Here is a 24,783-nt window from a genome sequence, read left to right on the forward strand (position 1 = left end):
TCAGCAAGCGGGTAGCAGGCTCAGATAGGCCGGCTGCCGTACTTGTTGTCAGGTTTCTTGGGCGGATCGGCGACCACATTGGCCTCCACTTCCTGCACCTTGCCACCCTTGGCCAAAAACTCCTCCATGGCCCGCGCGAGAGCATCGCGTTCCTTGTTCTTGGCTTCGACACTCGGCAGCTCATCGACCGATACCGCTGCCTTGGCCTTGCCTTTGGCGGTCGGAACCGGCGCATCACCACCGTCGTCTTCAGCGACGTCTTCCGCCGCTGCTTCCAGACCTTCTTCGGTTTCGTCGTCGTCGCCTACTTCGAGGTCGTCGTTTTCCAGATCATCGTCGCTCATGTTCTACCTCATGACTTGCGAAAAGCAGATTAGTTATAGCCCAGCTTTGCCCTCTGTCGAAGGCTGCCGGAAAAAAATCAACAGCCGCTGCTGACCAGCGGCTATGCCTCTTCACCGTGTACGGTGGCGAGGACTTTACGGGCACCGCCATGATCACGGTGCTCGCCCAGATAAACGCCTTGCCAGGTCCCCAACGCCAACCGGCCTGCCGCAATCGGCAAACTGAGCTGACAGCCAAGCACGCTGGCCTTGAAGTGCGCCGGGAGGTCGTCCAGGCCTTCGTCGTTATGCTCATAGCCGTCTGTTCCTTGTGGGATCAGACGATTGAAAAATCGTTCGAAGTCGCGACGTACCGCCGGATCGGCGTTCTCGTTGATGGTCAACGACGCCGAGGTATGCTGCAGCCACAAATGCAACAGACCGACCCGACACGCCTTGAGTTCAGGCAGGCCGGCGAGTAACTCGTCCGTTACCAGATGAAAGCCCCGGGGCCTCGCCCGCAAGGTAATCAGAGTCTGTTGCCACATACAGTTCTCCGCACGTTCGGGGCGCATTCTAGCGCGCTCTGGGAAAAAACAAAGGCCCTAATATTCCTTCAATCCTGTAAGCCTTTGACCGCACAAAAACACCCGACGTAAACATCGTAAAACCTGTAGGAAAAAACCTTTCAGCTCAGCCTTCAATGACAAATTCCAGACAAAAAAATGCCCGGCAAGCCGGGCAGGTTTTTTATGCGCTTGCTTACAAGTTGTAGCCGCGTTCGTTGTGTAGCGCCAGATCGATGCCGACCGCTTCTTCTTCTTCGTTGATACGCAGGCCCATGACCGCATCCAGCACCTTGAGGATGATGTATGTGGCGATCGCGGAGTAGATCACCGTGAAGCCTACGCCTTTGCACTGAATCCACACTTGTGCGGCGATGTCGGTCACGGTGCCGAAGCCACCCAGGGACGGAGCAGCGAACACACCGGTCAGGATTGCGCCGAGGATACCGCCGATACCGTGCACACCGAAGGCGTCCAGGGAATCGTCATAGCCGAGCTTGCGCTTCAGGGTGGTGGCGCAGAAGAAGCACACCACACCAGCCGCCAGACCGATGACCAGCGCGCCCATTGGGCCAACGGTGCCGGCAGCCGGGGTGATTGCCACCAGACCAGCAACCACGCCCGAAGCAATGCCCAGTGCACTAGGTTTGCCGTGGGTGATCCACTCGGCAAACATCCAGCCCAGCGCAGCAGCAGCGGTAGCGATTTGAGTTACCAGCATCGCCATGCCGGCGGTGCCGTTGGCCGCAGCGGCGGAACCGGCGTTGAAACCGAACCAGCCGACCCACAGCATGGCCGCGCCCATCAGGGTGTAACCGAGGTTGTGCGGCGCCATCGGCGTGGTCGGGAAGCCCTTGCGCTTGCCCAGCACCAGGCAGGCAACCAGACCAGCCACACCGGCATTGATGTGCACCACGGTGCCGCCGGCGAAGTCCAGAACACCCCAGTCCCACAACAGGCCGCCGTTACCGGACCAGACCATGTGCGCAATCGGCGCATATACCAGGGTGAACCACACGCCCATGAAGACCAGCATCGCAGAGAACTTCATCCGCTCGGCGAAGGCGCCGACGATCAACGCCGGGGTGATGATCGCGAAGGTCATCTGGAAGGTGACGAACACCGCCTCAGGGAACAGCGCCGCAGGCCCGGTCAGGCTGGCTGGCGTGATGCCGGCGAGGAATGCCTTACCCATGCCGCCGAAGAACGAGTTGAAGTTGATGACGCCCTGCTCCATGCCCGTGGTGTCGAACGCGATGCTGTAGCCATAAATGACCCACAGGATGCTGATCAGACCGGTAATGGCAAAGCACTGCATCATCACGGAAAGAATGTTTTTCGACCGGACCATGCCGCCGTAGAACAGCGCAAGGCCGGGAATGGTCATGAACAGCACAAGAGCTGTCGAGGTCATCATCCAGGCGGTATCGCCGGAGTTGAGGACTGGGGCCGCCACTTCGTCTGCCGCCATGGCCAGGCTGGGCATTACGAGGGACAACAGGGCTCCTAGCCCTGCGAATTTACGCAGAGTCATATTGTTTTCTCCTGGGGCGTTGGGTTTGTGGCGGCTTAGATTGCGTCGGTATCGGTTTCGCCGGTACGGATGCGAATCGCCTGTTCCAGATTGACCACGAAGATCTTGCCGTCACCGATCTTGCCGGTGTTGGCAGCCTTGGTGATGGCCTCGATTACCCGGTCCAGATCCTTGTCGTCGATAGCGACGTCGATCTTCACCTTGGGCAGGAAATCGACCACGTATTCCGCGCCGCGATACAGCTCGGTGTGACCCTTCTGCCGACCAAAGCCTTTGACTTCAGTGACGGTAATGCCCTGCACGCCGATCTCGGACAGCGACTCGCGTACGTCGTCCAGCTTGAACGGCTTGATGATGGCAGTGACTAGCTTCATGAAAACTCTCTCCCGAATTGGTGGACTTGCCCCAGGAAAACAAACCCGACTCAAGTCTAAGCGCAGTGCCTGGCTTTGTAACGCATCGTCGGCCTTACCTGCCCGTTCGACGCCAGCTAACCGCTCCCTGCGAAACACTCCCCGCGTTCCGCCTGGCGCACTGCATTCGTCACAGCGACTGCATCAGTGCATGGGTTACCAGCATCTAAGCAGAAAGCTTGCCATCTCCACAAAACTCATAGTTTTCAATCTTTTGCCGGCAGATGTCCGCTATATCGCAACAACACTCGCCGGGTTACGCACAATAACGGTGCGACGCCGTCCGTCCCCATGCGCGAAAAGCGTGCACCCTTCGCCTGCGGAAATGACTATAGACACTGCGTGATACACTGCCCGCCATTGTTTCCAGGACATTGCCCATGCTCGCGCCCAAAGACTTCCTCGACGCCCTCACCGGCACCGCCTCCCGCCTCTTCAGCGGCGACACACCTCTGCCGAAAGCTGAAATCGAAAGCCAGTTCAAAATGTTGCTGCAAAGTGGCTTCAGCAAACTGGATCTGGTGAGTCGGGAAGAGTTCGATAGCCAGATGGTTGTATTGGCACGCACCCGGGCGCGGTTGGAGAGCCTTGAGGCGAAGGTGGCGGAGCTTGAAGCGAAGCTGAATCCACCGACCGAATAAATTCTGATGTGAAATGCAGCCCCCTGTGGGAGCGAGCTTGCTCGCGATTGAAGGTCGGAACGACCTTGCGCTTCACCTGTAGGAGCTGCGGAAGGCTGCGATCTTTTGATCTTCAGCCCCGCAACAATCTCGGCAACGTCCTACAAACATCACACCGCCGTCCGATTGCGTCGCCAGGTATCCGGTCTCTAAGCTCATCCCCAGCTGAATGCTCAGCACTGGGTTTGGCGACCTAGAAAAACCCCGACGCACTACGACCAAATTCGAATAGGGAATTTTCCCCCTCTTGAGTTATGGCAGCTGTGCGTGGGAGACCTTAGGGTCTGCCGGTTTTTCGGGCGTCACCGGTTCGCCAACCCGCGCATAGCTGCCACCCTTTTCGTTTGGCGACGATCAGAGGCAGTTTCTCTTCACTCGACCCCGAGAACTGCACGATGGAAGAAAACTACCTAATCCCCCACATCTTCACCCGCCACAAACTCCACCTCCACGCCCTCCTAATACAAAACCAACCCTGGTTCAGCGGCCGCGACCTAGGCCGACTGCTACGCATCTACCTCAACGACCGCCAACTCCGAAAACTCGATCCCGACCAATACCAAACAGCCAAAACCCTCATCCACGGTCACATCGAAAACATCCTGCTGATCAGCGAATCCGGCGTTTACGCATTACTGGTCTATCACTACTGCCCCGAATACCGTGCCTTACGCGAATGGCTCACCCACGAAGTTGTTCCCGCCCTGCGAGATGCCCAATACCCCACTACAACCGAACGCCCGCAACTGAGCCTGCTCAACTGGCCGGAAATGTCGTTGAGCCTGCTGCACTGGAACAACCAGCCGTGGATTCGGTTGCAGGATGTGCCGCAGCTTTTGCCTGATCAGGTTACTCCCAGGCCTGCTATCAATGCGCCTTGGTGGAAAAGAGCCGCGAAGATGCTTCACGCATTCTGAATAAAAAACCCCACGCTTTCGGCGTGGGGTTCAATAAATCCAAGACAACAATCAGGCGCAGTGCGCAAGTCGCTCAACCTGATCCCGGATCGCAGCCCCTCGTTCAATCTCGGCTTTGCGCAAATCGTAAGTCGATTGCAGGTTCAGCCAAAACTCAGGGGTCGTGTCCAGACAAATAGAAAGCCTGAGAGCCATATCAGCACTGATACCTCGACGCTGGAGCACGATATCGTTCACCGTGGGTGTCGAAACGTTCAACGCCCTGGCCAACGCTGCAGCCGTAAGGCTCAGAGGCTCCAGGTATTCCTCTTTGAGGATCTCGCCAGGGTGAACCGGGCGCATACCATTCTTAGTCATTACTCACCTCAGTGATAATCGACGATTTCGACATTCTCTGGTCCGTTAGGACCCCAAATGAAGCAAATTCGCCATTGAGCGTTGATACGGATGCTGTACTGACCTTTTCGATTTCCCTCCAGCGCCTCTAAGCGATTACCCGGCGGGGATCGAAGGTCTATCAGCACGGCAGCAGCATCAAGCATCGTCAGCTTTCGTTCCACGACGCTCAGAATGGCTGACCACATACGAGTCTTACCGTTGCGAAACAAGTACTCGGTCTCAGAACACTTAAAGCTAACGATCATAATTTAAAGCTTAACGTTATGCATTAATCTTGAGTGTATAAGCTGACTTGCCAAATGCAACAAAGAGGGCGTGACCCTCAGTGACCTCTCAATATTTTAGGAAAAGGACTACCTGCTCGACTCCACGATGCCTTCATTGATCGTCTCGCACTTCAGCGCAGGCAATATCCTGCGATAGTTTCCCGACCCCTGCCGTCACGCTAAAACGCCAATACACAACTACCCTTCAAAAACCCGCAGGAAGCAGCCCCCGTTTAGCTCAAGGAACGACAATGTCCCTCTCCATCGTCCACAGCCGCGCCCAGGTCGGCGTGGAGGCGCCAGCCGTTACTGTTGAAGTCCATCTGGCCAACGGTTTGCCGTCTCTGACCATGGTCGGCCTGCCCGAGGCGGCGGTGAAGGAAAGCAAGGATCGGGTGCGCAGCGCGATCATCAATTCGGGACTGCAATTTCCGGCGCGACGGATCACGTTGAATCTGGCGCCCGCGGATTTGCCCAAGGATGGCGGGCGGTTCGATCTGGCGATTGCCCTGGGGATTCTCTCGGCCAGCGTGCAGGTGCCTACGTTGACGCTCGATGATGCGGAATGCCTTGGGGAGTTGGCGTTATCAGGTGCCGTGCGGGCGGTTCGTGGGGTTCTGCCGGCGGCGCTGGCGGCACGCAAGGCCGGGCGCTGGTTGATGGTGCCGCGAGCTAACGCCGAGGAAGCGTGCCTGGCCTCGGGACTGAAAGTGATTGCGGTGGATCATCTGCTTGAGGCCGTTGCGCATTTCAATGGGCATACACCGATTGAGCCTTATGTCTCCAACGGCTTGCTCTATGCCAGCAAACCCTATCCTGACTTGAATGAAGTGCAGGGCCAACTCTCGGCCAAGCGCGCTTTGCTGATTGCAGCGGCGGGGGCTCACAACCTCCTGTTCAGCGGGCCGCCGGGGACGGGGAAAACGCTGTTGGCGAGTCGTTTACCGGGTTTGCTCCCACCGCTAACCGAAAATGAAGCTCTTGAAGTCGCAGCCATTCAATCCGTTACCAGTTGCGTGCCATTGAGCCAATGGCCGCAAAGACCATTCCGCCAACCCCACCACTCCGCTTCCGGGCCGGCATTGGTCGGCGGCGGCTCGAAACCGCAACCCGGTGAAATAACCCTCGCCCATCATGGCGTTCTATTTCTCGACGAACTTCCGGAATTCGATCGCAAGGTGTTGGAGGTGTTAAGGGAGCCGCTTGAATCCGGTCACATCGTAATCTCCCGCGCCAAGGATCGTGTCCGCTTCCCGGCCCGTTTCCAATTGGTAGCCGCGATGAACCCGTGCCCCTGTGGATATCTTGGCGAACCCAGCGGCAAATGCAGTTGTACACCGGACATGGTCCAGCGTTACCGCAACAAACTGTCGGGGCCGTTGCTGGACCGAATCGACCTGCACCTGACCGTCGCTCGGGAAGCCACGGCGTTGAACCCTGCGCTGAAACCCGGTGATGACACCGCTACCGCCGCAGTGCTGGTTGCCGACGCCCGAGAGCGACAACAAAAACGCCAGGGCTGCGCGAACGCTTTCCTTGATCTGCCGGGCCTGCGCGAACACTGCAAGTTATCCACAACCGACGAAACCTGGCTGGAAACGGTATGTGAGCGATTGACCTTGTCGCTGCGAGCGGCCCATCGACTGCTTAAAGTCTCACGCACCCTGGCGGACCTTGAGCAAGTTGATGGCATCACCCGCGATCATCTGGCTGAGGCGCTGCAGTATCGGCCGAGCACAAACTGACCAGAATTACTCCTTGGAGAAATCAACTAACGGCGTTTGTCGTACCTCGGTTTCCCGAGCGCCCTGAATCTCGCTCACCCGATGCAACGCCTTATCCACAGCCCCCTTATCCGCCAGCAAGCTGTACTTGATCTGAAACTGCCTCTGCTCTTTAACCCCAATAATCGGCACCAAACCAAGTGGCCGCTGATACCGGCGGTTATAAGAAAAACTCGTCCCCGGCTCCAACCCGGTCACATATCCCTGCCCTTGCGTATCGGTGTTCTTCCACAACGAGAACACAGGCAACTGCTGAGTATTAAACCCAACCGACACCCCAAGGCTCCCTGCCTTGTTATGCAGCACGGTCAACGTGTCACCTTTGGCATCGCCATAAGGCACAATGTTGTACACCGTTTCGTCATAGTCCTTGGTCGGCGCGCGATAGGTCCGCCAATCCGCCAGATCCCCTTTGGCCTTGTCGTTGAACGGCGACACCTGTTTGACCGGAGCCACAAATCGGGCGCCCTGCTCAAGGAACGGCGAACTGAAGTTACTGTGATAAAGCGCCTGGTATTCCTTCGGATAATCACCGTTGTTGGTCAGGGTGTCATTGAGGGCAAACGCGACGCTTCCGGGCTCAGTGAGCAGCTCAGTCATCACCGAGAAATCGACTTTCTTGAACGCCTGCTCTTTGAGTTCGCCGCGCAGGCTGATCGCGTAAGGCGGTTTCTCATCTATATGCAGGGTAACTTTGCTGGCCGGGATGTTGGCGGCGCGGCCATGCAGAGTCAGCAGTTCGCCGTTGTCGATGCCGGGGTGACCGACCCATTCGTAGCCGCAGCGGGTGACCAGTTCATTGAAGCCTTCCAGCCAGCCCAGGCCACCACGGCCGTTGAGCTCGATGAAGGACGGATTGACCACTTCCTTGACTGGCGAATCCCAGCCCATGCGCACATTACCGACCGAGGCCTGCAGCACGTTCATCCCGCGAGTCGGCACCACCGAGAGTTTCATCGCGCCGTTATCGATGTCGACGATGCTGACGCCCTCTTGCCGACCGCCGTGCAAGTTACGAAGTGTCACGGAGAAGGGTTGGTCGGTTTTCACACCGAGTTGCTGGCTGGTGATCTGCCAGTTTTGCGCGGCTTTGTCGCTGTCGAGCAGGACGTAATCCCAAGCCATGGCGTGAGAGGCGGACAGCGCGCCAAGGACAACGAGGAGTTTGAGCGAGGTCATGGGGAAAGCCTTTCTTGGAATTGTGCATTTTTTATAGCGCCGATGAAACGATTCAGCAAGCATAAAAAGCTTACGCCCGAGCCTTCCCAAGCCAATTAAAATTGACCTTATGCAACCTCCGCACGCTTACGTTAGTCTCATAAGGCTTGAACCTCCGGCAGATTGACGGCGATATCATGATGACATTAAGGTCGCCCGCTAAATGCAGGAGCAAGTACAGACACATTTGTCTGTCATTTTTGCGCAACGGATCGTATGGAGTTTGAATGCGCGGGGCACTATTACGCAGCGGTAAGAGCGGGTCATTCACTGCCCTCGGTGAAACAGGTCAACCGGTCTACCGGGCGGCTCTGCAATTGCGCGAAGCCATTCGCCGCAAGAACCCCGATTTGGTCGATCATCTGGCCATCCCTCAAAGCGATGAACTCGGCAACCAGATCGATTGGTACAGCGCCCTCGACGGCGATGTGATCCCGTGGAGCAGCGCGACCGAAGAAGAGCGCGCCCCTGCCCGGCGCCAACTTGAAGCCCTCAAGACTGCACTCGAGGAATTGAGCCAGCGTTTCCTGGGCACTGATTCCGGTGAACAGCAGCAAGGCGACAAAGCCGTGTTCGGCAAGTTGCTCAAGCGCGTCATTCATATCCCTGACGAAAACTTCGTCTACCTGGTGCAAGGCAAACCGGTGCTGACCTTTTGGGGTTTCGAGCACGCCGGTACCGACCTCAATCGCGATCCCCTGCACTGCCTCTATCAGGCTCCGCCGCTGCCACCCGTGGTTGAAGCGCCTGTTGTTGCGCCCGTCGTGCCGGTGGTGGCTCGTCCGTGGTGGCGTCGCTGGTGGTGGCTGTTGCTGCCGCTCCTGCTGCTCCTTTTGTGGCTGTTGCTCGGCCTGCGCGGTTGCGTCCCGATTCCATTAGTGGCGGTGGACCTGCTGCCTGAGGGCATCGTTCCGGTGGAAAAACAACTGGAAGAGCCGCAACTGCCCGGCAATGTCACGACGCTCAATGGCGTTCCGGTGACAGGCTCCGTTATAGGCTCCACCACTGGAACGGGCACCGCCGTGACCGGAGCCCAAGGCGTGGAATCGCCGGCCGTCGAGGGTAACGAGGCTGACGCAGCACCCGCCGACTTGACCAAAGACCCAGCCAAAGACCCGGCAGCCGAAAACAGAACTGCGCCACCCGAAAACAAAACCGCGCCGCCGAATGTCACATCGCCCGAGGCAGAAAAATCCGCCGCCACAAAACCCGGCCCTCCCCTGAGCATCCCGCCAGACGCCGCCGACGGTGCCGCCAAGTTCCTCGACGGTCAGTACCGCGCAGGAGCTGGTATTCAGGATCGCCGAACCGGCAAACCGCTGCGTCTGGAATACCAGCTCAAGGACGGTAAGGGCCAAGTCACCGTACACCAGGCCGACGGCTCGAAATGTAGCGGGCCGGTGAGCGCTACTATGAAGGGTGGCAGCCTGGCCATTGACAGCCAGGGCCAGGCCGTTTGCGGCGATGGCAGCACTTACGACATGCCCAAGGTCAACTGCCGCAAAGGGGCGACCACTGTCGCGGACTGCACCGGCGGTTACGGAAAAGAACAATTCCCCATGTCCATGCGGCAAGTGGCCGAATAAAAACGGAATAACCCGACATGTTGCCTGAAGTCACTCAATTCGAAGACACCGTCACGCTGGTCAGCGACACCGGCATCCAGTTCATGGATTTCGCCCTGCGCCTGGATCCCCGCAAGGAACCGGCGGGCGAGTTCGCACCGATGATCAGCGGGCTGATATGCCGCCTGGCGTACAACGAAGAGAAAGACTTCTTTTTCTACGAGCCCGAACCGGAAAAGGTCGAAAAAGCCAAACCTGCGTTCAGCGTCGACATGAAAAGCAGCCTCGATTTGCTCGACGGTATCTGGCTGCCGACCCCATTTTTCCGCTTCATGCCGCCGCATCGCTTCGACGAAGGCCCGACCAACTGGTCGCGCATGCGCTTGGTGAAACTGGCGACTCCCGACATCGACGGTAACACCCACCGCCTGACGATGGCGTTCGACAGCCGTGTGATGCCCAAGCGTGACGGCACTGCATATCTGGCGCCAAACGAAGAAGACATCAGCTCCGGCGTGTCTTTCAAACTGGCGACCAAGGCTAGCGAAACCCGCTGGTTTCTGGCGCAGCCGTGGGTCAACGAGTGGTTGCTGGAAGTGTTCAATGAGGGCAATGCCCACCGTTCGCGCGCAGAGTTGGACATCGATATCCGCGCTAACTATCACCTGGCGCACTACCTCAACTTGCTCAGCCTGTTGAGCAAACCGTCAGCCGCCCAGCAGTCGAAGGCCCGGGCGAAAGTTGAAATCCCCGAGCTGAAAGTGGTCGCCAACGACAGCAATGGCCTGGTCAAACCGATTCCGGTGGACCTGGTGCTGGATGTCGGCAACTCACGCACCTGCGGCATCCTGATCGAAAACCACGGTCAGGCCGGCTCCGGGCTGAAGCAGAATTACGTGCTGGAACTGCGCGACCTGATCACCCCCGAACACACCTACAACCTGCCGTTCGAAAGCCGCGTAGAGTTCTCCCAAGCGTACTTCGGCAAGGACCACTGCTCGGTCAAGAGCGGTCGTCACGATGCGTTCCAATGGGCGACGATTGCCCGTGTCGGCAATGAGGCCAGTCGTCTGGCCAGTCGTCGTCGCGGCACCGAAGGCTCCACTGGCCTGTCCAGCCCGAAACGCTATCTGTGGGACGAAAACGCCTATGGCCACGGCTGGCGTTTCAACTGCTCGTACATAAAGACCGACAACGAGCCGTACGCCACCGCCACGCCGTTCTCGCATCTGATCAACGAAACCGGCGAGGCGCTATACAGCCTCGAAGAAGACGATCGTCTGCCGGTGTTCATGCCGCGTTATTCACGCAGCTCGCTAATGACCTTCATGCTCGCCGAAGTGCTGGCCCAGGCGCTGTCGCAAATCAACAGCCCGGCCCAGCGCTCGCGCCAGGGTCACACCCGCGTGCCGCGCCAGCTCAACAGCATTACCCTGACCGTGCCGCCGGGCATGCCACAGGCCGAGCGCAGCATCCTCAACGAACGCATGCTGCAAGCCATCGGCCTGGTGTGGAAAAGCCTCGGCTGGCATGCCGGCGAGGAAGATCCACATCAGGATCAGGCCGTCAGCCCGTGCACGCCGATTCCGAGTATCCGCGTGGAATGGGACGAAGCGTCCTGCGGCCAGTTGGTGTACCTGTACACCGAGGTCAACGAGAACTTCGCCGGTCACCCGGAGGAGTTTTTTGACACCATCGCCCGGCCGGACAAGGTCGACCGCCAACGCATCACCCTCGCGACCATCGACATCGGCGGCGGCACCACCGACCTGGTGATCACCGACTATCGCCTCGACCGCGCGGGTAATACCGGCAGCGGCAGCAACGTGCACATCGTGCCCGAACAGCGTTTTCGCGATGGCTTCAAAGTGGCCGGCGACGACATCCTGCTGGACGTGATTCAGGACTTCGTCCTGCCGAGTTTCGAAAAAGCCTTGCAGAACGCTGGCGTGAAAGCCGCGGATTCGCTGATGTCACGGCTGTGTGGCGATGAATCGGTCAGCGCCCAGGACATGATCCTGCGTCAGCAATTGAACCTCCAGGTGTTCGCCCCGCTGGGCCTGGCGCTACTCAAGGCGTACGAGCATTACGATCCGCAGGTCCCGCAAGAAGTCACCCCGCAAAGCTACCGCCAATTGCTCGGTGACAACGCAATCAGCCAGACCGTACTCGACTACGTCAATGCCGCCGTGCGTCGCGATGTCGGCGGTCAGAGCGGTTTCGACCTGTATGCCGCGCCGATCAGCTTCGACCTGCAAAAGCTCCACGCCGCGTTCCTCAACGACCAGATCAACATCACCAAGATCCTTGGTGCGCTGTGTGAAGTGGTCGCGCATTACCCGTGTGATGTCTTGCTGCTGACCGGCCGCCCTTCGCGCCTGCCCGGCATCCAGGCGTTCATTCGCAAGGTGTTGCCGCTGCCACCGGGGCGCATTCTGGCGCTGCAAAACTACCGCACCGGCGGCTGGTATCCATTTCACAAGAACGGCCGGATCGACGACCCGAAAAGCACCGCCTCGGTCGGCGCCATGCTCTGCCTGTTGTGCGCCAACCACAGCGTGCCGAACTTCTACTTCCGGGCATCGGCGCTCAAGCCGTATTCGACGGTCAAGCACATCGGCGTCATCGACCTGAACAACGTGATCAAGGATGCCGACGTGCTGTACCGCGACATCCAGTCCGAAGACTACAAAATAAAGCTGCCGGAAATCGGCACGGGCGACGCCGCCGACACGCCACAGCTGGAAATGCGCGGCGATCTGCGCCTCGGTTTCCGCCAGTTGGCCGCCGACCGCTGGGCCGCCTCGCCGCTGTACACCTTGCGGTTCACCAAGGCGGGTCGGGAGAAGTTTTCCCGCGCAATCGGTGAAAACGGCAGCGCCCCGCTGCTCAAGGTGCGGTTTGAGGTCAAACCGGCAGACAAATACACGCGCAAGCAGGATCTGGTCAGCGACCGCCTCTCGGTCCGCGACATCGAATCCAACAGCAACAACGTCAACTTCAACCCGCGCAGCGACCTCGAGCTGGAACTCAACACCATGCTCGACGCCGGCCTGAGCGAGACCAAGTACTGGCTCGACAGTGGAAGTGTGAAACGCAAATGAATGACCTGACCCCCGATCAAACTCAGCTCTCTGCCAGTTGGGCCGCTGTTTATGAAGGCGCCGGTCAGGCGCTGGACTGGATAGGCCAGACGCGCGGCAATGCGCCGCGCCTGGACAGCGAAGCCGACAACCTGAACATCCGCCTGCACCGCGCCCGCAACCTGGCTCAAAGCCTCGGTCGCGTGGCCTGCACGCCGATGACCATTGGCTTTTTCGGTTTGTCCCAGGCCGGCAAGTCCTACCTGATTTCGGCCCTCGCCGCCGGTCAGAACGGCAAACTGGAAACCGATTTCGGCGGCCAGCACCTGGACTTCATCAAGCACATCAACCCGGTGGGTGGTGGCAAGGAAGCCACCGGCCTGGTGACGCGCTTCAGCCGTCGAGCGACGGAAAGTCAAGACAAGGACTTCCCGGTAGAACTCACGCTGTTCAAGGAAATCGAGCTGGCGAAGATTCTCGCCAACGCCTGGTTCAAGGATTTCGACCTTGAGCGGATTTCCTACGAGATCGACGAAGAGCGCATCCAGCGCGTGCTCAAACCGCTCGAAGGCCGCGAAACCGGCCCGCTGCAAACGGGGGTCAATGCTGACGATCTGGTGTCGCTGTGGGATTACCTGCGCGACAACTTCCGCAACTCGGTGAAGAAGCTTGAGCACCTGTACTGGCCAAAAGCGTTGCAATTGGCGCCACGCCTGAATTTCCAGGAACGGGCCGAGCTGTTTTCGATCCTCTGGGGTGAGCAAAGCGAGTTGACGCGCGTGTACCAGCAACTGGCCGGCGCGCTGCACAGGCTGGGTCTGCCCGAGACCGTGTTCGCACCGTTGAAGGCCTTGGTGAGTTTCGAAAACGACACCTACAGCCAGCGCGACAGCATCATGAACGTCGACATCCTCGAACGCTTCGGCAGCCCGCTGGACTTGCCGATCGATGTTCGACCGCTGGTTGGCGATCGCCTGCAAAACAGTCAGGCGATTCCGGTCGCGCAACTGGCGGCACTGACCGCCGAAATGACCTTCCGCCTGATCGAAGCGCCGGTAGATGACATCGTCAATCAGGTCGACCTGCTGGATTTCCCCGGTTATCGCGGGCGCCAGAAGCTGCACGAGATCGCCGATTCCAACGACCCGCAATCCACCACCAAGGACAACTCCGTTTCCCAGCTGATCCTGCGCGGCAAGGTCGCCTACCTGTTCGAACGCTACACCGACAACCAGGAAATGAACGCGCTGGTGGTCTGCACAGGCTCGACCAAGCAGAGCGACGTCAACGACGTGGGCCCGGTGCTGACCCGCTGGATCGAAAAGACCCAGGGCGCCGACTCGGCTGCTCGCAGCAAACGCGACACCGGTCTGATCTGGGCGCTGACCATGCTCGACCTGCGCATCACCAACTCCCTGAGCCTGACGCCTGATCAGTACGACGAGAGCTGGAACGGCATGGTCAAGCTGACCATGCTGGAGCGCTTCGGCAGCTTGAGCTGGATGAACGACTGGGCCGGCACACCGTTCCAGAACACCTACCTGGTGCGCAAACCGCGTATGGACGCGGCGTTCATCGGGCAAGACGCGACCGGTGCGGAAACCGGCCTCAATGACATCTATCAGGAACGTGTCAGCGCGTTGGGCACCAGCTTCGCAAGCAACGCTCTGGTGTGCAAACACATCAAGAGCCCGGCCAACGCCTGGGCAGAAATGCTGCGCAACGATGACGGTGGCATCAGCCACTTCAGCGGCAGCTTCAAAGGTGTGGCCAATATCGAATTCAAATTGCAGCGTATCCGCGAGCAATTGAGCGAATGCCTCGAAGGCCTGACCACTCACGGTCTGAACACCTGGTACCACGCTGATGACGACGGCGCCGCAGCCGCCAAGAAAGCCAAGGCGCAAATGATTCTGACGGGCCTGGGCCGTCGCCCGGCGGTACTTGGCGAATTGATCGATCAACTCGACATGCCGAGCGAAGAGGTGCGCGACCTGTACCTCAGCGGCGTGTACGAAACCGATGACGAGCCGGCCGTGAACGACGAACCGATCGCCCCGACACCGAGCCAGAGTCTCTACGGAAACGACGCCGGTTTCGATTTCGATTTCAGTGATGACCTGAGCCACGACGCGCCAGTCAGCAGCAAAACCGGCGCCCCGGCGCCCGAACTGCAAAGCAACGAGCACCGTTTTGCCAAAGCGGCCTTCAAGGCTTGGATCGCGCACCTGCGTGAACTGACCACCCGGCAAAGCCTGCTCAACCTGCTGGGGCTGGAAAAGGCCTTGCTGGAAGCGGTGGTCGATGAACTGATCACCGCCGGCTATCGCCAGGACTTGCCGGGGCAACTGAGCCGCGCCGTCCTCAAGCGTGCACAAAGTGGCGCGCGGCGCGATCAACTGGTCGAACGCCAGGTATTGGAAGTGCAACGTGTGCTGCGCGATTTCGTGTCCTGGTTCGGCTACCTCCAGAAGCCGGTGAACGAGCGCCCGAACAGCCGCGCCGGAGCCAAGGCGCCTTTATTTTCGTTCTACGCCGACATTGGCCCGGGACAAGTGCCCGTGCTGCCGGCGCAACCGGCCAATCAGGCACAGCTGTATCTCGGCGACTGGCTTTCGGGCCTGGCCTACATCACGCAGGACAATGCCGGCCATGGGGCCGGACGTGAAATCACCCCTGAACAGAACGAACGGCTGGGCCAAGTGCTCACAGCCTTCGCAGCGAGATAAGCAATGCCAATTCGTGTCGACCTGCTCGCGTTAGAGCCCAATGTGCCTGGCCAGGCCCGCCTCACTGTGAAGAAATGGCAGGGTGGCGAGGAACAGCTGGAGTTTTCCATTCAGCGCAACCAGGACGGTTTTTACCTTCAGGACCACAAGGCGTGGAGCAACAATCCATTCTGGTTCAAGGTCTCGCGTTTCAACCACACGGCCAACGGCGAAGCTTTGGAAACGCAGGTCGGCCCGGGCGTGGTCGACCCGCTGCTGGAAGGCGGCGCCAACTCGCAATTCCAGATCGAACTGCGCGAACAGAGCCAAGGCCACGCCGACAAAGGCGTGGTTCGGCCAGGCGTCGGCTTGCTGCCGTCCACGGCCGGCGGCCAGACACGCTCGACTTACGGCGGTGCCGAACTGACGGCGCCGAGCGTACCTGCACCGGAGATCCCGGAGCTGCCTGAACTGACCCTGTCTACCGCCGAGCCAGAAGTGGAGTTGGAGTCGGTACTCACCGAGCCCGCCTATACGCGGCCTCCCGCACCGGTGAAGAAAAGCAACAAAGGCCTGATCGGTCTGTTGATTGTGGTGTTGCTGCTGGCGGCGGGCGCAGGATTCTGGTTCTACAAACGTCCCCCGGCCCCTGCGGTTGCAGCCACTGCCGCCGCACCCGCCGGCGCCGACGCTCAAGCCTGCACCCTCGACAGCATGAACAGCCTGCCCGAGTTGACCTTCGTCCAGACTTGCATCAAGGCTGCGCCCGACAGTGCCAAGTTGCTGGAGATCATCAACCAGGCCAAGGCCGGCAAACACTGCGGCGTCGCCCAGCGCCTGTACGCCAACCGTGCCCAGGCCGGTGACGCTCTGATCGCCAACGCCTATGCCCGCGAATACGACCCTAAATACCTGAAGGCCAGCGAGTGCTTCCCGGCCGCGGACAACGCCACCGCCGCCTACTGGTATGAAACCATCCTCACCCAGGACCCGAACAACGCCGAAGCCAAGCAGCGCTTCGAGGAGTTGCAGAAGTGATGCGTTCGCCCATGAGTCGATTCCTGCTGAGCGGTGCCGCATTACTGGCGCTGTGCATCAGCCCGCTGTCCCAGGCCGATGACAAACCGCTGATCCAGGCCGGTAAAAAGACCCTGTTCCAACGCGTGCTGACCACGCCGGGCTGCAAAATCAGCCCGGCGGCGGGCGGTGCGTCAGGCGACGCACAACCGGTCTTCAGCCGCTTTTATGTGTACGAGCGCGCGCAAGCAAACAACGCCGAGTGGCTGAAAGTCGGCCCCGACAGCTACGGAAAAACCATTGGCTGGCTGCCTGCCAGCTGCACCACCGACTGGAAGATGCAGCTGACGCTGGCCTTCACCAACCCGGCCAACCGCGACCGCCTGCTGTTCTTCAAGGACCGCGCCACCGTCGAAGGCATTCTTGATGCACCGGACCCGGTCAGCAAAGTCGCGCCGCTGCGGGCCACGCTGAAAAAGGGCCAGCAAGCACCGGGCGTACTGGCTGAAGAACCGGAATACTTCGTCGACCTGCAAAAGCAGTTTTACCTGCTGCCGGTGCTCAGTGGCGAAGAAGTCATGACCGAAAGCGGTTTCCGCACGCGCCTGCTCAACGTCGCCTCCGTCAGCAAGCCGGATGACAAGAACGCCAAGGGCGGTGCTGCAAACAGCGCTGCCGGCAGCAAGGAAGCCGAAGAGAAAAAGGCCAACCAGCTGAAGGAATTCAGTGCGGCCGTAGTATTTGTCATCGACTCGACGATCTCTATGGACCCCTACATCGACCGCACCCGCGAGGCGATCCGCAAGGTTTACCAGAAGATCGAAGCGCAGAATCTCGGCAAACAGGTCAAATTCGGCCTGGTGGCTTTCCGCTCCAACACCCAGGCGGTGCCGGGGCTGGAATACACCACCAAGATGTACGCCGACCCGACACAGGTGAAAGACAGCGCCGACTTTTTCGCCAAGATCGCCGACCTCAAACAAGCCACCGTGTCGAGCAGCACCTTCGATGAAGACTCGTTTGCCGGCGTCATGGAGAGCATCGACAAGGTCGATTGGAGCCAGTTCGGCGCACGCTACGTGGTGCTGATCACCGATGCAGGCGCCATCGAAGGCGACGACAAGCTGTCGAAGACCGGTTTGAGCGCCGCACAGGTGCGTATCGAAGCCGCCAACCCAGGCGTGGCGATTTACACCCTGCACCTGAAAACCCCGGCCGGGGCCAAGGACCACGCCAAGGCCGAGGCGCAGTACCAGAACCTGTCGACCTACCCGGGCACCAACACCTCGCTGTACTACCCGGTGAACGCTGGCGATGTGCAGGAATTCGGGCGCAAGGTCGACGCACTGGCCGCGGCGATCACTACACAAGTCAAAGCCGCCTACATGGGCGAAGACGCAATCGGCAGCGCGGCGAACGCCAAGCAGGACCCGGCCGAGAAAAAAATGCTCGAAGACGCGGCGCTGATCGGTCACGCCATGCAACTCGCCTATCTCGGCGAGAAGACCAACAGCAAAGCCCCGCCAGTGTTCAAGGCATGGATCACCGACCGCGACCTGATCAAGCAGAACATCCCGACCACCGACGTGCGGGTGCTGCTGACCAAGTCACAGCTCAGCGACTTGAGCGACGTGATGAAGCAGATTCTCGATGCCGCCAACGAAGGCCTGATTTCGCCGACGGAAATGTTCGATCGCCTGCGCTCGGTGGCGGCGACCATGGGCGCCGATCCCAATCAGCTCAAACAGAACAGCAACGCCAAACTGGCGGACATGGGCGTCCTCGGTGAATACCTCGAAGACCTGCCCTATCAGAGTGAAGTGCTGAACCTGGATGAAGAGACCTGGAAGAGCTGGGATGGTCTGGCACAAGAAAAATTCATCCGCACACTGAACACCAAACTGCGGCATTACCAGCGTTACAACGCCGATGTCGACCGCTGGGTAGCTTTAGCCAAAGACAGCGATGCGCGGGACAACGTCTACCCCGTGCCACTGGAAATGATGCCTTAACGAGACACCCATGCTCGATATCAAGAACCTGCTGGTGCGCCGTGGTCAAGGCGCACAGGCTCATCACGTGCGACTGCCGCACTTGCGGATCGGCGCCGGAGAAATCCTCGCCATCACCGGTGAGAGCGGCAGCGGCAAAAGCACGTTGCTCGAAGCCATCGGCCTGTTGCTCGCGCCGGTGGAACTCGAGCGCTTCCGGCTGGGCCCGACGTACGCTCAGGATATCGCCCAACTGCTGGCCACTGACGACCAGCCTGCTCTTGCAGCGGTGCGTTCACGGCATTTGGGATTCATTTTGCAGAGCGGCGGCTTGCTGCCGTTCCTGAGCGTGCGAGACAACATCAGCCTGCCGCGCCGTTTGCTCGGTATGCCGGCGAAGAGCGATCACATCGACCACGCCGTTGACGTGTTGCGCCTGCAAGGGTTGCTGGATAAACAACCTCAGGCCTTGTCGATTGGCGAACGCCAGCGCGTTGCCTGCGTTCGGGCAATTGCCCATGAACCGCTGCTGCTGTTGGCCGACGAGCCGACCGCCGCGCTCGACCCTCACAGTGCCCGGCGTTTGTTCGAGTTGCTCCTGAGCCTGGTGTCGAGCATGGGCCTGAGTGCACTCGTTGTATCCCATGACTGGGCCCTGCTGAAGGATTTCGGCTTGCCGCGACTCGGCGCTATCAGCCATCAGGGAGAGACTCTGTTTGAACCGATGGACTGATCGCTTGCGCCTGCTGGGCTCACTGGCACTGCAAGACCTCTGGCACGACCGCAAGGTCTCGCTGTGTATCGCCGCCTCCCTGGTGGCGGTGATCGCGCCGTTGTTGTTGCTGTTCGGGCTCAAACACGGGGTGGTCAGCCAGCTGCAGGACGAACTGCTGCGCGACCCGCGCAACCTTGAAGTGAAGATGCTCAGCAACGGCAACTACGACACGGCCTGGATCGAGCGTTTACGCCTGCGCCCCGAGACCGGTTTTGCCCTCGGCCAGACCCGCTCGCTCAATACCCAGGCTGACCTGCTGATCGGCATGCAACGGTTTGTCGAAGGCGCGGAAATCATCGCCACTGAGCCCGGCGACCCACAACTGAACCTGGCGCCACTCAACCCCGTCGGCAATCAAGTGATCCTCAGCGCGAGCGCAGCGCAACGCTTGCAGGCCAAGGCCGGCGACAGCGTGCAGCTGCGGGCCTTGCGCCGCCTGGAAGGTGTCAATGAACGCGGCGAGATGACGCTGACGGTACTGGCCGTGCTCGACGGTGCCCGCTTCGGTCGCGCTGCCGGGTTTGTCGCCCCGCCGCTGCTGCTGGATCTGGAGCGCTTTCGCGACGGTTATCAGGTCAGTGGGTTCGGCGTTGACACCGGCAAGCCTCAGGGTAATCTGCAACCGCTGTATGCCCGCGCCCGCGTGTATGCGCGCGACATTGATCAGGTCGCGCCGCTGGAACGCTGGCTCAACGAACAACACATCGAAACCTCGAGCCGACTGGCCGACATCGACAACGTCAAAGCCATCAACCATGTGCTGGGGCTGATCTTCGGTGTGATCGCCGCGGCGGCGCTGATCGGCTGCGTGGCATCGATGGTTGGCGCGTTCCTGGCCAACATCGACCGTAAACGCAAAAGCCTGGCGGTCCTGCGTCTGCTGGGTTTCAAACGCAGGGCCGTCGGTGGTTTCGTGATTCTGCAAGCGCTTGCGCTGAGCCTGGCCGGCTACGTTGGCGGGCTGGGGTTTTATGCCGTTGGCAGTCATTTGTTCGACTACTTGCTCGGCAGCAGTCGGGCCACCGGTACCTTTGTTTGCCACATCACTGTTTGGCATGGCCTGGCCGCCCTGCTCCTGACCTTTTTGGTCGCTGCATTGGTGGCCATGATTGGTGCCCTGCGAGCCATCAACATCCAACCTGCGGAGAGTCTGCGTGAGCTATAAACGTTTTGGCTTGCTGTTACCCCTGAGCCTCGGCTACTTGCTCGACGCCTCGGCGGCGGGCTGGGAAGAGAAGTATTACAACCCGATGCCCGAGGCTAGCGACGTCGTGCTGCCGATGCCCTGCGAAGGCTCTATGGTGTTTCGCAAGGTGTTCATTCCGGTCGCAGGTCCCCTGGATGACTACCCAATCAACATCGGTCAGGACGGCGCGGAATACGGCTATGTCGAACAGACCCGTCCGACCTTTATCGCCGGCAGTTTTACCGGGGCCAAGAACGACAAATCCCGCTACTACCTGATGGCCAAGTACGAGATGAGTCAACTGCAATACGCCGCGCTGACCGAAGCAACCTGCCCCACCGCCGCCACCAAGATGCGCTTGCCGCAAACGGCGATCAGCTGGGTGCAAGCCATCGAAGCCGCCGACAAGTACAACCTGTGGCTGCGCAAAAACGCCGCCGGCAAGCTGCCCAAGGAAGACGGCGCGCAAGGCTTTCTGCGCCTGCCAACCGAAGTCGAATGGGAGTTCGCCGCGCGCGGCGGGCTGGAAGTCGGTGCCGCTGAATTCCGCGACACGCACTACCCGATGCCAGAAGGCATCAACGCCTACGAGTGGTTCGCCGGGGCGCAATCGTCCAACGGCAAAGTGCAATTGACCGGACTGCAAAAGCCCAACCCGCTGGGCCTGCATGACATGCTCGGTAACGTCGACGAAATGATGTTCGAGCCGTTTCGCCTGAACAAACTCGACCGCCAGCACGGTCAGGCCGGCGGCTACGTCGTCCGTGGCGGCAACTACCTGACCGCGCAGGCCGACCTGCGTACGGCACTGCGCCAGGAAGAGCCGTATTACAACGCCGAAGGCCAGGTGAAAAACAAGACCACCGGCCTGCGCTTGGTCATGGTCTCACCGACCCTCACCTCTCGCGAACGGGTCGCCAGCATCGAAAGCAGCTGGAAGAAACTCGGCACCGGCAGCAAGGAAGCCGAATCCGCCGACAAAGGCACCGTACAATCCCTGAACAGCCTCGCCTCGGGCGTCGAAGACAAAGCGCTCAAGGAAAAACTCCAGGCCCTGGAAAACCAGCTGCGTGCCAGCAACCAGCAGCAGGAAGAAACCCGCGACCAGGCGATCCGCGCCAGCCTCAACCTGGGTGCGTTCCTGTGCACCAAGATGCTCGACGACGGCCAATACGTGGACTTCCTGCAAAAGAACTACAAGCTCAACTGCGAAAGCGCAGACAAAGACGCCAGTTGCGACATGCGTAAAGGCAAGCTCGAGGAGCAAAAGGATCGCCTGCACAAACTCAGCCGTTACTACGCCAGCAGCCTGGTGGAGTCGGCTACCTTGTACGGCCAGCCACTGCTTGAAACGCAAGTCCCGGTAATGGAAGAAATCATCACCCGTAATAAACAGCTGCAAGACCTCAAACCTTACTTGCGCACCCACTGGGCCAATCAGAAGGCGTTCCTGCAAAAGCAGAAAATCGACACTGAAGCCTGGCTGACCAGCTGCAAAACCGTCACTCAATAACAACGCGTCAACGCCGTTACCTAGGAGTTTCACCATGTCGCGCAGCCTTTGGACTCGCTTCAAGCTACAGATCGCTTTCGTAGTTGCCGGCAGCCTGCTAATGACCGGTTGCGCCAACACCGGCAGCTCTATGCTCGGCGAAGGCGAAGGCGACGGTGCCGACCCGCGCCTGACCCAGGGCAATGACGCAGAGTTCTTCAGCAAGTCCGGATACCAGGCCTGCGCCGTCGGCGCCGGTGTCGGCATCCTCGCTTGCGCGCTGTCCAACAGCAACAACAAAACCGTGTGCGTCATCGCCGCCGGTATTACCGCATGTGGCGTGGCCATGGGCGCTAACTATTACCTGGATCAACGTCGCGCCGAATACGCCGACACCACCACCCGTTTGGCGAAGATGAACAGCGACGTCGAACAAGACACGCAGAACGTGATCGCCCGTACCGCGACCGCTCAGCAAGTGATCAATGATGATCAGGCACAAATCGCCCAGATCAAAAAGGACATCGCCAACAAGAAAGTCGACAAGAGCAGAGCTCAGGCGCAAATCGCCGGGATCGATTCGGACATCGCGCGCCTGCGTAAGGACCTGGCCAACATGCGTACCAAAGTCACCGAGTACAGCAAAGTGGCAGACGCCGAGCGCTCACAAGGCACCAGCGCCGAGATCAGGCAGGTGGACATGAACATTCAGAGAATGAATCAGAAAGTCGTCAGCCTGCAGAAGGAAGTCGACGCTCTGTACAGCCAACGCTCCGCAATCACACTGGGCTGACACATGACGCTACGACAACTGATGGTCTTCACTGCCGTCCTGGCCCTGAGCGGTTGCGCGACTCAGCCCGGCGAATGCGATCCGACCAATCGCGACAGCAGCATGCTGACCAAGATGAATTGCGACTACTCCGGTGGTTACAGCGATCAGGTCAAGCAGAAGGAACTGGCCCTGAGCGAGTCCCGGCAGCAAAACGCAATGTTCCGTCAGGTGTACGAGAACATTCAGGCCCAGCAACTCAGCACCAAGACCGATCTGGCCAGCCAGCAGAAATCCCAGGCGGCGCTGAATCAGTCGCTGACGCAACTGCTGAACTCGCTCAAGGCCCGGCATGGCAATGAAGCCCAAGTGCAGAAGCAGATTGCCGACCTCGAGCGGCAGCTCAAGGCTTCGCAAGCGGCACCAACGACCAAATCAACGCCAGCGACGCTGGCGGCCAAGCAGCAAGAGCTGAAAACGTTGCAGAAGAAGGTTAATCAGCTGCAATTCAGCCTCGGCTACGAAGAGTAACTTTTCACCCCGCAGGGCATCCCGATGGATGCCTGCACTTTTTCAGGAATCGTCGTCATGCAGCGGGTCATCAGGGATGCGCAAGCCACATCGGAGGGGATGAGTGCGCTGCAAGCCAAAGTCGCCCTCATCCAGAAACACTTTCCGCCGACCGTCGCCAGTCTGTTTGCTATCCCGCGGATGGGCAGCGGCGACGTGCTGGAATGGTGGACCGAACTGGGCGGCCAACCCACGCCCTATGGCGACCTCAACGAGGACGCGCAACGACGTTTGCTGGAAACCTATGAAGTGCGACAGACGTCCCTTGGACAGCTGGCGGACGAACTGCAAAAACGCGGTCAACCGACGGTAGCGGATGACCTGCGCAGCCTGCTCGGCACGCCTGAGCTGGACAAACTCTACAGCCTCAACGGTGAGCCTTTGGTGGTGCGCTGGAACCAGCGCCCGCCCAAACCGATCGTGCCGCCGGTGGTACCTCTCGTTCCGGTCGTGCCGCCATCGCGTCGAGGCTGGTGGATCGCGGCGGCCTTGCTCGCGTTGTTGCTGCTGCTTCTGGCGCTCTGGCTCTGGTGGTTCCTGCACCGTGAGCCGGTTGTTGTAGTTCCGCCTGTCGCGCCAGTGGCGCCAGTGGTGACGCCGGTTGAGAAACCGGTTGAGCCTGCCCCCGAGCCTGTCGTGGAACCGGAACCGAAACCTGCTCCGGTACCAGAACCCGCGCCAGAACCGGCACCGGAACCCAAGCCGGTCCCGCCACCAAAACCAGCACCCAAGCCGACCCCGCCACCCAAACCGGTTCCACCACCCAAACCGGTAGTGGCTGCCCCGCCACCAGCCCCGACGCTGGACAACTTCGCATGCCGCAAAACAGCGCCGAACGCAGAGGTCCCGCAATTCGTGGTGGTGCTCGACACCTCGGGTTCGATGGATTTGAACATCAAGTCAGTGAAAGCCGACGAGGACTGGTTCTTCGGTAATGACCTCAACAAGCTCCTGGACCCGAACCGCACCATGCGGCTCACCGCCAGACCCAGCCGCATGGACGTCGCCAAGGACTCGCTGGCCAGCATGATCAACGGGCTGGACCCGAAGATCGACACACGCCTGATCACCTTCGCCGGCTGCGAAAGAACACCGGACCGGGGTGTGTTCAAGTTCGGCGACCGCCCGCGGCTGATCAACGGGATTCGAGGTCTGGTTCCCGACGATGGCACACCGCTGGCCGACAGCCTGGCCCACGCGGCGAGTACCGTCGACGGGCGCAATAACGATGCGGTTATCGTGATGTTTGTCGACGGAGAAGACGGTTGCGGGCAGGACGTTTGCGCGGTATCCCGTCGAATCGCCAAGGAACAACCGCGCCTGCGGGTCAACGTGGTGAAAATCGGTGTTGGCGGCCCGTCACGTTGCATCGCTGAAAACACCGGTGGCCGGGTTTACAACAGCACCAACGCGGCTGAACTGGGCAACCAGTTGAAACAGGCAAGCAAGGAATTATCCAGCAATGCCAAGTGCGATTAGCTTGGGGACTGATCCGAAATTGAGGCGATCCGACTTGCCCGCGAT

At 59.8% G+C, this 24,783-nt stretch carries 21 protein-coding genes; 14 read left to right on the top strand and 7 right to left on the bottom strand.

Annotated elements, in window-relative coordinates; all coding sequences use genetic code 11:
- Nucleotides 1-20: 20 nt before the first annotated feature.
- The 4 genes from sutA to glnK all read right to left on the bottom strand — a co-directional run bounded on the left by sutA (nucleotide 21) and on the right by glnK (nucleotide 2,797).
- The gene (sutA, locus tag AC1DVE_RS00880) at nucleotides 21-344 is read right to left on the bottom strand and encodes a transcriptional regulator SutA (protein ID WP_008050867.1); all 324 of its coding nucleotides are present in this window, start codon (nucleotides 342-344) and stop codon (nucleotides 21-23) included.
- A 101-nt stretch (nucleotides 345-445) separates the two neighbouring features.
- Entirely contained in the window at nucleotides 446-871 is a 426-nt protein-coding gene (locus tag AC1DVE_RS00885) for a secondary thiamine-phosphate synthase enzyme YjbQ (protein WP_150724915.1), read from the bottom strand.
- A 214-nt stretch (nucleotides 872-1,085) separates the two neighbouring features.
- Nucleotides 1,086-2,423 (bottom strand): ammonium transporter, encoded by a 1,338-nt coding sequence (locus AC1DVE_RS00890; RefSeq protein ID WP_477783652.1) that lies wholly within the window; start codon nucleotides 2,421-2,423, stop codon nucleotides 1,086-1,088.
- Nucleotides 2,424-2,458: 35 nt separating this feature from the next.
- Nucleotides 2,459-2,797: a P-II family nitrogen regulator gene (gene glnK, locus AC1DVE_RS00895; RefSeq protein WP_002555808.1), complete on the bottom strand. Its 339-nt coding sequence runs from the start codon at nucleotides 2,795-2,797 to the stop codon at nucleotides 2,459-2,461.
- Between the two features lie 419 nt (nucleotides 2,798-3,216).
- Here glnK and AC1DVE_RS00900 point away from each other — a divergent pair, with 419 nt between their 5' ends.
- Together AC1DVE_RS00900 and AC1DVE_RS00905 are read left to right on the top strand one after the other, a co-directional pair.
- Complete coding sequence (locus AC1DVE_RS00900; RefSeq protein WP_046038993.1) at nucleotides 3,217-3,477, top strand: accessory factor UbiK family protein; 261 nt, start codon at nucleotides 3,217-3,219, stop codon at nucleotides 3,475-3,477.
- 434 nt (nucleotides 3,478-3,911) lie between these two features.
- Entirely contained in the window at nucleotides 3,912-4,433 is a 522-nt protein-coding gene (locus AC1DVE_RS00905) for a BRO-N domain-containing protein (RefSeq protein WP_223455368.1), read from the top strand.
- Nucleotides 4,434-4,484: 51 nt separating this feature from the next.
- On the opposite strand, the gene AC1DVE_RS00910 is transcribed toward AC1DVE_RS00905, so the two are convergent.
- Nucleotides 4,485-4,790, bottom strand: a complete 306-nt coding sequence (locus AC1DVE_RS00910; RefSeq protein WP_223455366.1) for a HigA family addiction module antitoxin — start codon at nucleotides 4,788-4,790, stop codon at nucleotides 4,485-4,487.
- 8 nt (nucleotides 4,791-4,798) lie between these two features.
- A complete protein-coding gene (locus AC1DVE_RS00915) occupies nucleotides 4,799-5,077 on the bottom strand; it encodes a type II toxin-antitoxin system RelE/ParE family toxin (RefSeq protein WP_007980828.1) in 279 nt (92 codons plus the stop codon).
- 272 nt (nucleotides 5,078-5,349) lie between these two features.
- Between AC1DVE_RS00915 and AC1DVE_RS00920 the strand changes: the two genes are divergently transcribed.
- On the top strand, nucleotides 5,350-6,843 hold the full coding sequence (locus AC1DVE_RS00920) for a YifB family Mg chelatase-like AAA ATPase (RefSeq protein ID WP_477783653.1): 1,494 nt from the start codon (nucleotides 5,350-5,352) through the stop codon (nucleotides 6,841-6,843).
- A gap of 6 nt (nucleotides 6,844-6,849) precedes the next feature.
- On the opposite strand, the gene AC1DVE_RS00925 is transcribed toward AC1DVE_RS00920, so the two are convergent.
- Nucleotides 6,850-8,061: an aldose 1-epimerase family protein gene (locus tag AC1DVE_RS00925; RefSeq protein WP_477783654.1), complete on the bottom strand. Its 1,212-nt coding sequence runs from the start codon at nucleotides 8,059-8,061 to the stop codon at nucleotides 6,850-6,852.
- Between the two features lie 266 nt (nucleotides 8,062-8,327).
- On the opposite strand from AC1DVE_RS00925, the gene AC1DVE_RS00930 reads away from it, so the two are divergent.
- From AC1DVE_RS00930 to AC1DVE_RS00980, 11 genes are read left to right on the top strand one after another with little or no spacing between them, the layout of a single operon-like run.
- Nucleotides 8,328-9,686, top strand: coding sequence for an SrfA family protein (locus AC1DVE_RS00930; RefSeq protein WP_223532328.1), 1,359 nt, complete (start codon nucleotides 8,328-8,330; stop codon nucleotides 9,684-9,686).
- Between the two features lie 17 nt (nucleotides 9,687-9,703).
- Nucleotides 9,704-12,769 (top strand): virulence factor SrfB, encoded by a 3,066-nt coding sequence (locus AC1DVE_RS00935; RefSeq protein ID WP_223455357.1) that lies wholly within the window; start codon nucleotides 9,704-9,706, stop codon nucleotides 12,767-12,769.
- Nucleotides 12,766-15,477 (top strand): putative virulence factor, encoded by a 2,712-nt coding sequence (locus AC1DVE_RS00940; RefSeq protein WP_477783655.1) that lies wholly within the window; start codon nucleotides 12,766-12,768, stop codon nucleotides 15,475-15,477. Before AC1DVE_RS00935 ends, AC1DVE_RS00940 begins: the two co-directional genes overlap by 4 nt.
- A gap of 3 nt (nucleotides 15,478-15,480) precedes the next feature.
- Complete coding sequence (locus AC1DVE_RS00945) at nucleotides 15,481-16,494, top strand: hypothetical protein (protein ID WP_477783656.1); 1,014 nt, start codon at nucleotides 15,481-15,483, stop codon at nucleotides 16,492-16,494.
- 11 nt (nucleotides 16,495-16,505) lie between these two features.
- On the top strand, nucleotides 16,506-18,485 hold the full coding sequence (locus AC1DVE_RS00950; protein WP_477783657.1) for a vWA domain-containing protein: 1,980 nt from the start codon (nucleotides 16,506-16,508) through the stop codon (nucleotides 18,483-18,485).
- Nucleotides 18,486-18,495: 10 nt separating this feature from the next.
- On the top strand, nucleotides 18,496-19,197 hold the full coding sequence (locus tag AC1DVE_RS00955) for an ABC transporter ATP-binding protein (protein ID WP_477783658.1): 702 nt from the start codon (nucleotides 18,496-18,498) through the stop codon (nucleotides 19,195-19,197).
- Nucleotides 19,181-20,404 carry an ABC transporter permease gene (locus AC1DVE_RS00960; protein WP_477783659.1) on the top strand — a complete coding sequence of 408 codons (1,224 nt, stop codon included), beginning with the start codon at nucleotides 19,181-19,183 and terminating at the stop codon, nucleotides 20,402-20,404. The genes AC1DVE_RS00955 and AC1DVE_RS00960 overlap by 17 nt, the downstream gene beginning before the upstream one ends.
- Entirely contained in the window at nucleotides 20,394-21,938 is a 1,545-nt protein-coding gene (locus tag AC1DVE_RS00965; protein ID WP_477783660.1) for an SUMF1/EgtB/PvdO family nonheme iron enzyme, read from the top strand. The genes AC1DVE_RS00960 and AC1DVE_RS00965 overlap by 11 nt, the downstream gene beginning before the upstream one ends.
- A 34-nt stretch (nucleotides 21,939-21,972) precedes the next feature.
- Nucleotides 21,973-22,710, top strand: coding sequence for a hypothetical protein (locus AC1DVE_RS00970; RefSeq protein ID WP_223455345.1), 738 nt, complete (start codon nucleotides 21,973-21,975; stop codon nucleotides 22,708-22,710).
- Nucleotides 22,711-22,713: 3 nt separating this feature from the next.
- Nucleotides 22,714-23,220, top strand: coding sequence for a hypothetical protein (locus AC1DVE_RS00975; RefSeq protein ID WP_477783661.1), 507 nt, complete (start codon nucleotides 22,714-22,716; stop codon nucleotides 23,218-23,220).
- Nucleotides 23,221-23,277: 57 nt separating this feature from the next.
- Entirely contained in the window at nucleotides 23,278-24,738 is a 1,461-nt protein-coding gene (locus tag AC1DVE_RS00980) for a vWA domain-containing protein (protein WP_477783662.1), read from the top strand.
- Nucleotides 24,739-24,783 lie beyond the last annotated feature (45 nt).

The organism is Pseudomonas sp. P4_B4, assembly GCF_056402255.1.

Bases quoted from the DNA above. Each gene is read 5' to 3' on its own strand.
- AC1DVE_RS00910 (WP_223455366.1), bottom strand. From the start codon at position 4,790: ATGACTAAGAATGGTATGCGCCCGGTTCACCCTGGCGAGATCCTCAAA.
- glnK (WP_002555808.1), bottom strand. From the start codon at position 2,797: ATGAAGCTAGTCACTGCCATCATCAAGCCGTTCAAGCTGGACGACGTA.
- AC1DVE_RS00915 (WP_007980828.1), bottom strand. From the start codon at position 5,077: ATGATCGTTAGCTTTAAGTGTTCTGAGACCGAGTACTTGTTTCGCAAC.
- AC1DVE_RS00930 (WP_223532328.1), top strand. From the start codon at position 8,328: ATGCGCGGGGCACTATTACGCAGCGGTAAGAGCGGGTCATTCACTGCC.
- AC1DVE_RS00920 (WP_477783653.1), top strand. From the start codon at position 5,350: ATGTCCCTCTCCATCGTCCACAGCCGCGCCCAGGTCGGCGTGGAGGCG.
- AC1DVE_RS00890 (WP_477783652.1), bottom strand. From the start codon at position 2,423: ATGACTCTGCGTAAATTCGCAGGGCTAGGAGCCCTGTTGTCCCTCGTA.
- AC1DVE_RS00925 (WP_477783654.1), bottom strand. From the start codon at position 8,061: ATGACCTCGCTCAAACTCCTCGTTGTCCTTGGCGCGCTGTCCGCCTCT.
- AC1DVE_RS00955 (WP_477783658.1), top strand. From the start codon at position 18,496: ATGCTCGATATCAAGAACCTGCTGGTGCGCCGTGGTCAAGGCGCACAG.
- AC1DVE_RS00980 (WP_477783662.1), top strand. From the start codon at position 23,278: ATGCAGCGGGTCATCAGGGATGCGCAAGCCACATCGGAGGGGATGAGT.
- sutA (WP_008050867.1), bottom strand. From the start codon at position 344: ATGAGCGACGATGATCTGGAAAACGACGACCTCGAAGTAGGCGACGAC.
- AC1DVE_RS00935 (WP_223455357.1), top strand. From the start codon at position 9,704: ATGTTGCCTGAAGTCACTCAATTCGAAGACACCGTCACGCTGGTCAGC.
- AC1DVE_RS00950 (WP_477783657.1), top strand. From the start codon at position 16,506: ATGAGTCGATTCCTGCTGAGCGGTGCCGCATTACTGGCGCTGTGCATC.
- AC1DVE_RS00975 (WP_477783661.1), top strand. From the start codon at position 22,714: ATGACGCTACGACAACTGATGGTCTTCACTGCCGTCCTGGCCCTGAGC.
- AC1DVE_RS00905 (WP_223455368.1), top strand. From the start codon at position 3,912: ATGGAAGAAAACTACCTAATCCCCCACATCTTCACCCGCCACAAACTC.
- AC1DVE_RS00885 (WP_150724915.1), bottom strand. From the start codon at position 871: ATGTGGCAACAGACTCTGATTACCTTGCGGGCGAGGCCCCGGGGCTTT.
- AC1DVE_RS00940 (WP_477783655.1), top strand. From the start codon at position 12,766: ATGAATGACCTGACCCCCGATCAAACTCAGCTCTCTGCCAGTTGGGCC.
- AC1DVE_RS00970 (WP_223455345.1), top strand. From the start codon at position 21,973: ATGTCGCGCAGCCTTTGGACTCGCTTCAAGCTACAGATCGCTTTCGTA.
- AC1DVE_RS00900 (WP_046038993.1), top strand. From the start codon at position 3,217: ATGCTCGCGCCCAAAGACTTCCTCGACGCCCTCACCGGCACCGCCTCC.
- AC1DVE_RS00945 (WP_477783656.1), top strand. From the start codon at position 15,481: ATGCCAATTCGTGTCGACCTGCTCGCGTTAGAGCCCAATGTGCCTGGC.